The sequence below is a fragment of the Desulfovibrio sp. 1188_IL3213 genome, from assembly GCF_036763145.1.
GTDB lineage: Bacteria > Desulfobacterota > Desulfovibrionia > Desulfovibrionales > Desulfovibrionaceae > Desulfovibrio.
Window position 1 is genome coordinate 1 of sequence record NZ_JBAIYR010000561.1, and the last position, 1,247, is coordinate 1,247.

The window sequence follows — 1,247 nt, forward strand, 5'->3', positions numbered from 1 at the left end:
ATTTGTTGACTCGCAGTTGCCAGACCGCGAGATTTTTTAACAAATCAAAAGGAGTTTTACTCACTTGGGCAAAGCTATAAGCTTTTTAGAACCCCCCGCCTAGCGGGGGGTTTTCTAGTTACAAAAACCCGGATGCCGTGTAGGCATCCGGGCGTGAACACATCGGTAATACAGGGCAGCGCGCCTGCGAAGCAGACGGACCGGCTGCAATTGCCCGCTATGATTGGCTACACAAGGGCGAAACAGCCCCTGCACGGACGGCAGACTCAGGCCAGCCCGACCGTCTTGAGTTCCTGCAGCCAGGGGGCAAACGCTTCTTGCGCACGGGCCGAATACAAGGCCTTGCGGTCTTTTTTGCGCGCCCTTTCCCCCAGGTCCGGCATCAGGCCAAAATGGGCATTGGAGGGCTGAAAGCGTTTGGCCGACGTTTGCAGATGGCCGAGCAACGCGCCGAGGGCGCTTTCCGCCGGGGGGCGGACCAGGTTCAACCCACGGGCGCGCGCGTCCAGCAGAATGGCAAGCCACAGGCCGCTGGCGGCGGACTCCACATAGCCTTCCACGCCGGTAATCTGCCCGGCAAGGTACACACCCGGCCGCGCCTTGAGGGACAGGTCAGCATCCAATACGTGCGGCGCGTTCACATACGTGTTACGGTGCATACTGCCGAAACGGGCAAATTCCGCCTTTTCCAGCCCGGGAACCAGACGGAAGACCCGCGCCTGTTCGCTCTGGGTCAGTTTGGTCTGACAGCCCACGAGGTTACAGGTATCGCTGTTGGCATTTTCAGCCCTTAGCTGCAGAATGGCCCAGGGACGACGTCCTGTGCGCGGATCCACAAAGCCCACCGGCTTGAGAGGGCCGAAGGTAAGCGTGCGCTGCCCGCGCTCGGCCAGCGCTTCCACCGGCATGCATCCTTCAAAATGCTTTTCCTGTTCAAACTCGTGGGCGGCCACCTTTTGGGCGTCAAGCAGGGCCTGATAGAAAACTTCGTATTCCTCGCGGCTCATGGGGCAGTTCAGATAATCCCCCTCGCCCTCGGCCTCACCGTTTTCCTGCCCATAGCGCGATGCGCGAAAAATAACGTCCATATTCAGCGAATGCGTCCAGACGATAGGAGCTATGGCATCATAAAAATAACAATGCTTTTCGCCCAACGCTCCGGCCAGGGAAGCCGAAAGCCCGTCGGACGCCATCGGCCCGGCAGCCACGACGACGGCGCGCCCTTCTCCCCTGAACGGTTCCAGCGA

At 59.8% G+C, this 1,247-nt stretch carries 1 protein-coding gene; it reads right to left on the minus strand.

Annotation, left to right across the window (positions count from 1 at the left end; translation table 11 throughout):
• Positions 1–266 precede the first annotated feature (266 nt).
• Positions 267–1,247 (minus strand): methylenetetrahydrofolate--tRNA-(uracil(54)-C(5))-methyltransferase (FADH(2)-oxidizing) TrmFO (trmFO, locus tag V6C16_RS13580; RefSeq protein WP_333543479.1); only part of this gene is annotated, 981 nt, incomplete at its 5' end.